Genomic DNA, 9,068 nt, shown 5'->3' with positions numbered 1-9,068 from the left:
GAAGTTCTGCGTGCCGGAGTTGGTGGTGTTGTTGTCGCCGTTCACGAAGCTGTTGTTGTGTCCGTAGTTGTTGAGGATGTTCGTCTGACGGGCCTCGTGCTCCGCCAGGTCGACGTTGTGCTCGTACAGGAAGTCACGCAGGACGTTGAGGAGTTGGCGCTCCACGATCTGCGTGTACTTGATCGTGTCCGTCTCCTGGAAGAAGACGTGGAAGCGGGTGCTGGTCGCCATCTCTCGGACACTGGTGACCGCGCCGCGGTTCAGGAGGGCGTCGGCGTAGCGGCCGAGCCCGAACTCACTGGTGTCGGCCGGCTGCGGCACCCGGATCCGGTTCCTGGACCACGGCAGCTCCGGGAGCAGCCGGGCGCCGGCCGCCTTGGCCGCGGCCGAGCGCAGGGCGGAGTGGGGCGTGCCGCGCAGGGTGTGCCAGGCCACCTTGAGCAGCACCCGCTCGTCCAGGGTGGCGGGGAGCCGGTCCACCAGGTGGAAGCTCCTCTCGATCGGCGCCAGCACGTACGAGTAGAACTCGGTGTGCAGGGTGTTGCCCTTGAGGTCGAAGCCCACGAAAGCCGTGGTGACCAGCTCCTGGTTCCAGGACCCCACCCGGATGCACAGGTAGTCGCGCCCCGCGTCGTAGACGTCGTCCCAGTGACCGTCGAGCTGGTCGGGGGTCGGTTCGGCCACACCGCGGAGGGTCGTGACGGCCGTGCTGAAGGTGCTGCGCTCCACGGCGAGGCCCTCGATCCGCTGGGCCGGGCGTGCCTGGGCCCGCAGCCGGGCGGTCATGCGGTCCGCGACGTAGGCGGTCAGCTCCTCGACGGTGAAGGGCACGACCTCCTTGCGCTTGGGCTCCTGGCCGGACGCCGTGGGTGCCGCGGTGTGCCCCGCGCCGGGCCGGTCGTCGAACGCCCCGACCGGAGCGCCGATCATCAGTTCCGCGTTGGACCAGCGGCGCACCTGTTTGCCCGCGCCGACGAACGGCTTGTAGCCGCCGTAGCGGATCACCGTGCCGTCCGAGGTCTGCTCCCGCTTGATCTTGTCGACCAGTTCGGGGGTCAGTTCGGGGTGGTCGGGGTACGACCCGTCGAAGCCCCTCCCCCGGCGCCCGCCGCCGGCCGGGGCGGTCAGCCGGCGCGACAGCGTCTGCAGGGTGACCACCCGGCGCAGGAACGCGGTGAACCAGAGCAGCCACAGCACTGCCAGCGCCGCGGTGAAGCCGTTCAGGGCGCCGACCGCCATGAGGAGGATCGTGACGGCGACGCCCGCGCCGAGCACGGCCAGCCGGAGGCGCTGGAGCCGGCGCGCCGCCAGGGCGTGCGCGAGCACGGGAACCGCGTCGTAGCCGTACGACGGCGCCACCACCCGGTACTGGTGGGTCAGCAGCTCGCGGATCACTCCGGCCCGGTAGACGGGGTCGAGGTAGGTACCCGCGCACAGCAGCCGGGTGGCGTTGCTCGTCGCGTCGGCGCCCGGCCGGCCCGCGGCCGGGCCGTCCGGGTCCGGCGCCGGAGCGGGCACGGTGAGGAAATCACTCGCCATTGTCTTCTCGCTCCGCTCTGTTCAGCCGGTGGGGGTCATGGAGGCGCCGGTGATGACCCCGTCGACCACGGTGTACCGGCCGCTGTACGACTTCTGCGTGCCGTCGGTCTGCCGGGCGAGGAGGTGCACCCACACCGTCTCGCCGTCCACGGAGTCGACGGTGACCTCGTCCCGTTCGGTGGTCGCGTAGCCGGACACGAAGGAGGAGTAGGACACGTCGAGGTTCCTGCCGCCCAGGTCCCAGGCGGTCTGGTAGTCGCGCTCGTTGATGGCGTCGAAGAAGCGGTCGACCGTGCCGTCGGGGCCGGTCGTCGTGCCGTCGGACGGCTCGGTGCCCGCGGTGTCGGTCGGGACCGGGGCCGTGTCCGTGGCGTCGGTGCCGTAGGCGGGCTCCGAGGGCTCGGTGGTGTAGTAGGCCGTGGAGGCGTCGGGGGTCGGCACGTCCGGGGTCGACAGGTCGTATCCGCCGGAGTAGCCGCCCGAGTAGCCGCCGCGGCCGTCGTAGGAGGGGACACCGGAGCCGCCGCCGTCGTCCGGGGCCAGGTGGGGCACGATGCCCATGAGCAGGATCAGCAGAAAGGGGACACCACCGATGAGCAGCGCGTATGTCCGCTCTCTGCCGCCGGCCGGTAACAGGCTGGGCGGCTCGTAGGTGTGGTTCATGGGTCCTCGAAACTCCCGGCAGAGCGCCGGGATGTGGCTTGTTCCGTCGGTGGGACGACAGCCACTCTGCCCGACATCCGCCGGCCGGGAGCCGGTTTCGCGCTTCCGATGCGCTTCCGATCCGGTCGTGGGCCGTGGCGGCCCGCCGGGGGCTCAGACCGCCGTGCAGGGGACCGGCCACCGCCGGATCCGCGGCGGCAGGGACACGGCCCACCCTCCGGCGGCCAGCACCAGCCGCTCGGCGGCGAGCAGTCCGAGGGCCTCGCGCCCGGCGGGGTCCAGGGCGTCGACCGGTGTGGGCTCCAGGAGCCGCAGGAAGGTGTCGTGCAGCGCGGGATGGTCCAGGGTGAGCCGCGCCGCCGTGCCCCGCTCCCGGCGGTCCAGGACGGCGACGAAGTCCGGGCCGCGCCGGTGGTGGAGGACGCCGTACGCGTACGCCGCCCGCCAGGCCGTCAACTCGTCCGGTGATGACAGGTGTCGGGCGGGCGGGGGGAGGTGGTGCAACAGGGCCGGGTCGTACGACGGTGTCCCCGTCGCGCGCCAGTCCACCCGCAGGCCGAGACCCTGGCACTCGCGCAGGAACGCCACCGCCTCCGCCGTCCCGCGTCCCGTCCCGCCGAGGTCCAGGGGCCCGGCCGTCTCCACCAGGCGGCCGGTGAGCCGGTGCGGCACGGCGCCGGGCAGCCCGCTCATCCGGCCCTCTCCGGCAGCCGGACCGGCTCGCCCCAGGTGGGCAGCGCGACATAGGTGGCACCGTCGCGGAACACCAGGCCGAGCTGCCACACCTGTCCGGTCCAGGCGTGCAGGTCCGGCGCCGCCACCTCGTGCCCGTCGGCGGTCAGCAGGCGGTGCAGGGCGGGGACGGTCCGGCCGTCCTCCAGATGGCGCAGGGCCGCGGCGCGCCAGCCGGTGAAGCAGTGGGTGGCGGGCGGCCGGCCGTACCGCCCCTCGTGCACGAGGAGTTGCTCGCCGTCCTCCTCGAACAGCAGGCGGGACCGGGCGTGTCCGGCCCGCCACGCGGCCACCCCCTCCTTCAGCCGCCGCTCGGCAGATCCGCCGATTCCCGCCGGCTCGCTGTCGAACAGGTAGACGAGTTCGGCGAGTTCGCTCTCGGGCAGGTCGTAGACGTGCTGGTACATCTCGGCCGGGCGGCGCTTGCCGAAGCCGAGACCGGGGTCGGTGAAGTGCGGGCTGAACCGCTCCAGCTGGATGCGGTGGGCGCCGCTCGGCGGCTGGAGGTGGACCAGCGCGGGAAGCTGGTCGATGACGGGCGTGTAGTCCTCGGCGGTCTCGCCGGGGAAGCCGTACAGCAGGTTCCAGGAGCAGGTCAGGGCGTGGTTCTCGCACTCGCGCAGGGTGCGGACGTTGCGGGCGCCGGTGACGCCCTTGTCCATGAGGTCCAGCACGCGGCTGCCGAGGCTCTCGATGCCGGGCTGGATGTGCACCGTGCCGGAGTCGCCGAGCAGCCGGAGCTGGGCGGCGGTGAGGTTCGACTTGACCTCGTAGTGCAGCCGCAGGTCCCAGCCGCTGTCGACGACACGGGGCAGGAAGTCGCGGAAGTAGGCCATGTCGATGATGTTGTCGACGGTGACCACGTCGAGCAGCCGGTGGCGGCGCACCAGCCGGTCGATCTCCTCCCACAGCCGCTCCCCCGGCTTGGCGCGGAAGGCCATGGCGGTGCCGTTGAGCCCGCAGAAGGTGCAGTGGTGCTTCTCGCCCCACCAGCAGCCGCGGGCGCCTTCCACCACCAGCTTGGGGTGGATGTGCTCCTGCACCGGGGAGGCGTCCAGGGCGGCCTGCCACTGGTCGTAGTCGGGCGAGGGTATGTCGGCCGGTGCCACGGTCCGCCGACTTTCGGTGTTGGCCCGCGACACCGTGCCGTCCCACCAGCACAGGCCGGGTACGTCCACCGGGTCGGTCCCCGCGGCCAGGTGGTCCAGCAGGGCCGGGAAGGCGTACTCGGCCTCGCCTCTGACCACGTGGTCGACGAACGGATGGTTGCGGTGCAGCGCGTGACCCATCGGGCCGTCGCAGTTGCTGCCGCCGACGACGACCGCCAGCCCGGGACACCGCCGCTTCAGCTCCCGGGCCAGCGCGAGCGACGGGACGTTCTGCATGAAGGTGCTGGTGAACCCGACGACGTCCGGGGCGCCCGCCAGCACCTCGGTCGCCAAGGCGTCGACGAAGGCGGCCGCGTACGGCCGCATCGCCATGGCCGTGTCGGTGAAGACGCCCCGGCCGGCCGCGTAGTCCCGCAGCCGGGCCACGCCCCAGCCGGGGTCGTCGTACAGGACGCCGGAGAAGACCCAGTCACCGAGGCCGTGGAAGATCGCGTCGCTGCCGACCTCGACGTAGTCCGCCGGCCGCAGCAGGCCGCCGGAGTGCTCCAGCAGGAACTCCGCCCAGCGCAGGGAGCCGTGGAACTCGGTGACCGCGTCACCGGGGCGGCCCCGGCGCACGATCCGGTTCAGCAGGCCCAGTTGCAGTGACGGCAGGTCGAGCGGATGCCACGGCATCGTGACCAGGTGGACACGCATGTTCAGCGGGTCGGCCGCTTCTCCAGGATCGCCGGCCGGCGCGTGGTGCTCCGCTCGTCCTCACGGACCACGATCTTCTTGATCTCCACGCCCGTCTCTCCCCTCGCGGACGGCGAACACCCTTGTGCCGCACGGCGGTCCACCATATGGACAACGCGTGTGCGACACAAGGGTGCCGTGTGGCGGCTTCGTGCGCCGGGGAGCGTCACAGGCGCGGGTCGACCGGTTCCGACTCCAGTGCCAGCACCCCGAACACCGCCTCGTGCACGCGCCACAGCGGCTCCCCGTCGGCGAGCCGGTCCAGGGCCTCCAGGCCGAGGGCGTACTCGCGCAGGGCGAGCGACCGCTTGTGGTTCAGGAACCGCTGCCGCAGCCGGGCGAGGTGGTCCGGCCGGGTGTACTCCGGACCGTAGACGATCCGCAGGTACTCGCGGCCCCGGCACTTGATGCCGGGCTGCACCAGCCGGCCGTCGGCGCCGCGGACCAGCGCGCCGAGCGGCTTGACGACCATGCCCTCGCCGCCCCTGCCGGTCATCTCCAGCCACCAGTCGACGCCCGCGCGCACCGACTCCGGGTCGCCGGTGTCGACGTACAGCCGCCGGGTGGTCTGCAGCAGTCCACTGCCGTCGTGTTCCACCATCCGGTCGATCAGGGCGAGTTGTCCGTCGTGCGGCAGCACGGCGAGGTTGCGGCCCTGGGCGGCGAGCAGCTGGAAGGGGGCCAGCCGGACCCCTTCCAGACCGTCGGTGGGCCGGCAGTAGCGGCGGTAGGCGGCCGTGAACGCGGCGGCGTCGGCGGCGCGTTCCCGTTGCCGGTCGAGCAGGCTCCCCACGTCCGCACCGCGTCCGGCCGCCGCCTCCAGGGCGGCGAGCGCGTCCGGGAACACCGCGCCGGCGGCGGCGCCCACGGCCGCGTACTGGCGGCGCAGCAGCCCCGCTGCCTTCAGCGACCACGGCATCAGCTCGGCGTCCAGCAGCAGCCAGTCCGTGCCGAGTTCGTCCCACAGGCCCGCGTCCGTGACGGCCGAGCGCAGCCGGGCGAGGATCTCCTCGGTCATCCGCTCGTCGTCGAAGAACGGCCGCCCGGTACGGGTGTACAGCGAGCCCGTCGGACCGTCCACGCCGAAGCGCTCGCGGGCCGCCCCGGCGTCCCGGCACACCAGGGCCACGGCCCGCGAGCCCATGTGCTTCTCCTCGCACACGACCCGCGCGACCCCGTCCCGGGCGTACGCGGCGAAGGCTTCGAGCGGGTGCTCCAGGTAGCCCTCGGTCCGCGAGGTGGCCGTGGGCGCCATGGTCGGCGGCAGGTACGGCAGCAGACGCGGGTCGGCCGCGAAGCGGCTCATGACCTCCAGTGCCGCCGCCGCGTTCTCCTCCCGGACGGCGACCATGCCGGCGTGCCGGGTCTCCACGGCCCGGCGGCCCCGCACGTCCGCCAGGTCCAGCGGCCGGCCCTCGTGCCCGCCGGGCGCCTCGGTGCGCAGCGGCCTGGCCGGCTCGTACCAGACCCGCTCGGCCGGCACGTCGACCAGCTCGCGCTCCGGCCAGCGCAGCGCGGTCAGCTTGCCGCCGAAGACGGCCCCCGTGTCCAGACAGATGGTGTTGTTCAGCCATGTGGCTTCCGGGACGGGTGTGTGGCCGTAGACCACAGCGGCCCGGCCGCGGTAGTCCTCCGCCCACGGGTACCGCACCGGCAGCCCGAACTCGTCGGTCTCGCCGGTGGTGTCGCCGTACAGGGCGTGCGCCCGGACCCGGCCGGAGGTGCGGCCGTGGTACTTCTCCGGCAGCCCGGCGTGGCAGACCACGAGCCGGCCGCCGTCCAGGACGTAGTGGCTGACCAGTCCCTCCAGGAACTGCCGGACCTCGGCGCGGAACTCCTCGCTCTCGCCGTCCATCTGCGCCACGGTCTCGGCGAGCCCGTGGGTGTGCTGGACCTTGCGGCCCTTGAGGTACCGGCCGTACTTGTTCTCGTGGTTGCCGGGCACGCACAGGGCGCTGCCCGACTTCACCATCGACATCACGCGGCGCAGCACGCCGGGGCTGTCCGGGCCGCGGTCGACCAGGTCGCCCACGAAGACGGCGGTACGGCCGTCCGGGTGCACCCCCTCGGCGTAGCCCAGCTTCGCCAACAGCGCCTCCAGCTCGGCGGAGCAGCCGTGGATGTCGCCGACGATGTCGAAGGGGCCGGTGAGGTGGGTCAGGTCGTTGAAGCGCTTCTCGGTGACCACGGTGGCGTGTTCGGCCTCCTCCACCCCGCGCAGGACGTGCACCTTGCGGAAGCCCTCGCGCTCCAGGTGCCGCAGCGAGCGGCGCAGTTCGCGGATGTGGCGCTGGATGACCCGGCGGGGCATGTCGGCGCGGTCGGTGCGGGCCGCGTTCCGCTGGGCGCAGACCTCCTCCGGGGTGTCCAGCACGATGGCGATGGGCAGCACGTCGTGCTCCCTGGCCAGCTCGACGAGCCGGCGCCTGCTGTCCTGCTGCACGCTGGTGGCGTCCACGACGGTACGGCGGCCGGCGGCCAGCCGCTTGCCGGCGATGTAGTGCAGGACGTCGAAGGCGTCCCGGGTCGCGCCCTGGTCGTTCTCGTCGTCGGCCACCAGGCCGCGGCAGAAGTCGGAGGAGATCACCTCGGTGGGCTTGAAGTGCCTGCGGGCGAAGGTGGACTTGCCGGAGCCGGAGGCGCCGACGAGGACGACGAGGGAGAGATCGGTGACGGGCAGGACCCGTCCCCCACGCTGTGTCCCGGTCATGCCGGCCTCGCCTCCTTCTCGGTGCTCGTACGGGTGGTGCTCAGGGTGAGAACGGCCATCTGCGTGGGGGGTCCGACCTCCGGGTCGTCCGGCCCGACGGGGGTGAACTCCACGGTGTAGCCGTGCCGTTCGGCCACCGTGTGGGCCCACGTCCGGAACTGCGCACGGGTCCATTCGAAGCGGTGGTCGCCGTGCCGGACGTGTCCGGCGGGCAGGCTGTCCCAGCGGACGTTGTACTCGACGTTCGGTGTGGTCACGAGGACCGTGGCCGGCCGGGCCGCGCCGAACACCGCGTACTCCAGGGCGGGCAGCCGGGGCGGGTCCAGGTGCTCGATGACCTCGCTGAGCACCGCGGCGTCGTACCCCTTGAGCCGGCTGTCGGTGTAGGCGAGCGAGCCCTGGAAGAGCTTGACGCGTGCGGCCTGCCGCTCGCTCATGCGGTCCAGCTTCAGCCGCCGAGCGGCGACGGCCAGGGCCCGCATCGACACGTCGACACCGACGATCTCGGTGAACCGGGGGTCCTTGAGCAGTTCCTGCACCAGCCGGCCCTGCCCGCAGCCGAGGTCGAGGACCCGGCCGGCGCCGTGGTCCCGCAGCGCCTGGAGGATGGCGTCCCGGCGCCGCACGGCCAGCGGGGTGGGCTTCTCCTCGGCCTCGGTCTCGGCCCCGACGGCGTTGTCGATGTCCTCGACCGCGCTGTCGTCGGCCTCCGCGAGCCGCACCAGCTCCAGCCTGTCCATCGCCTCGCGGGTCAGTGACCAGCGGCGGGAGAGATAGCGGCTGGTGATCAGCTGCTGCTCCGGATGCCCGGCCAGCCAGCCCTCACCGGCCCGCAGCAGCTTGTCGACCTCGTCGGCGGAGACCCAGTAGTGCTTGGCGTCGTCGAGCACCGGCAGCAGGACGTACAGGTGGCGCAGCGCCTCGGCGAGGGTCAGCCCCTGCGACTCCAGGACGAGCCGGACGTACCGCGAGTCGCCCCACTCGGGGAACGCGGTGTCGAGCGGCACCGGGTCCGCGGTCACGGTCCAGCCGAGCGGCGCGAACAGCTGCCGTACGAGGTCCGGGCCGCCCCTGGCGGGCAGTGCGGGGACCTCGACGCGCAGGGGCAGCGGGGCCGCGGCCCGTTCCGGGCGGGTTTGGCACACCCCGCGCAGGGCGCTGGAGAACACGTTGCCGAGCGCGACCGCGAGCAGTGAGGAAGCCGCGTACGGCCGGTCGTTGACGTACTGCGCGAGGGCCGCGTCGGGCGCGCCGCCGCGGCCCTTGCCCTTGCCCCTGCGGACCAGGGCGACCGGATCGATCTCCAGCAGCAGGGCGGCCGTGCAGCGCTCGGCCCGCGCCTCGGGGTAGAAGACGTGCGCCGTGCCGTACGAGGTGGAGAACGCCTGCGCCTTGCCGGGGTGCTTGTGCAGCAGGTACCCCAGGTCGGTGGCCGGGCTCCCGGCCGTACCGGTGGTGGAGATCGTCACGAACATGCCACCGAGTCTCTCCGCCCGCCCCTCTCACCGACCACCGGTTTTCCGGGCGAGGACGGGGCGACAGACTCCGGGGGGGAGCGGGGTTCGGGCGCGGAGCCCGGG

The 9,068-nt window shown here is 72.9% G+C and carries 7 protein-coding genes; all 7 read right to left on the bottom strand.

Annotated features, from left to right (window positions below; all coding sequences use genetic code 11):
- Positions 1–1,539, bottom strand: a 1,539-nt coding sequence (locus tag GT045_RS36455; protein WP_161336833.1) for a hypothetical protein, incomplete at its 3' end; no start/stop codon positions are given.
- Between the two features lie 21 nt (positions 1,540–1,560).
- Positions 1,561–2,202, bottom strand: coding sequence for a hypothetical protein (locus GT045_RS36450; protein WP_161336832.1), 642 nt, complete (start codon positions 2,200–2,202; stop codon positions 1,561–1,563).
- Between the two features lie 153 nt (positions 2,203–2,355).
- The gene (locus GT045_RS36445; RefSeq protein WP_161336831.1) at positions 2,356–2,895 is read right to left on the bottom strand and encodes a DUF5825 family protein; all 540 of its coding nucleotides are present in this window, start codon (positions 2,893–2,895) and stop codon (positions 2,356–2,358) included.
- The gene (locus GT045_RS36440; RefSeq protein WP_161336830.1) at positions 2,892–4,739 is read right to left on the bottom strand and encodes a RiPP maturation radical SAM C-methyltransferase; all 1,848 of its coding nucleotides are present in this window, start codon (positions 4,737–4,739) and stop codon (positions 2,892–2,894) included. The genes GT045_RS36445 and GT045_RS36440 overlap by 4 nt, the downstream gene beginning before the upstream one ends.
- Positions 4,740–4,741: 2 nt before the next feature.
- Complete coding sequence (locus GT045_RS36435) at positions 4,742–4,885, bottom strand: hypothetical protein (protein WP_161291664.1); 144 nt, start codon at positions 4,883–4,885, stop codon at positions 4,742–4,744.
- Positions 4,886–4,944: 59 nt separating this feature from the next.
- Positions 4,945–7,488: a polynucleotide kinase-phosphatase gene (locus GT045_RS36430; protein WP_161336829.1), complete on the bottom strand. Its 2,544-nt coding sequence runs from the start codon at positions 7,486–7,488 to the stop codon at positions 4,945–4,947.
- The gene (locus GT045_RS36425) at positions 7,485–8,963 is read right to left on the bottom strand and encodes a 3' terminal RNA ribose 2'-O-methyltransferase Hen1 (protein WP_161336828.1); all 1,479 of its coding nucleotides are present in this window, start codon (positions 8,961–8,963) and stop codon (positions 7,485–7,487) included. The genes GT045_RS36430 and GT045_RS36425 overlap by 4 nt, the downstream gene beginning before the upstream one ends.
- Positions 8,964–9,068: the final 105 nt, after the last annotated feature.

Source organism: Streptomyces sp. SID486 (assembly GCF_009865385.1).
GTDB lineage: Bacteria > Actinomycetota > Actinomycetes > Streptomycetales > Streptomycetaceae > Streptomyces.
This window is presented reverse-complemented; position numbering and strand designations above follow the sequence as displayed.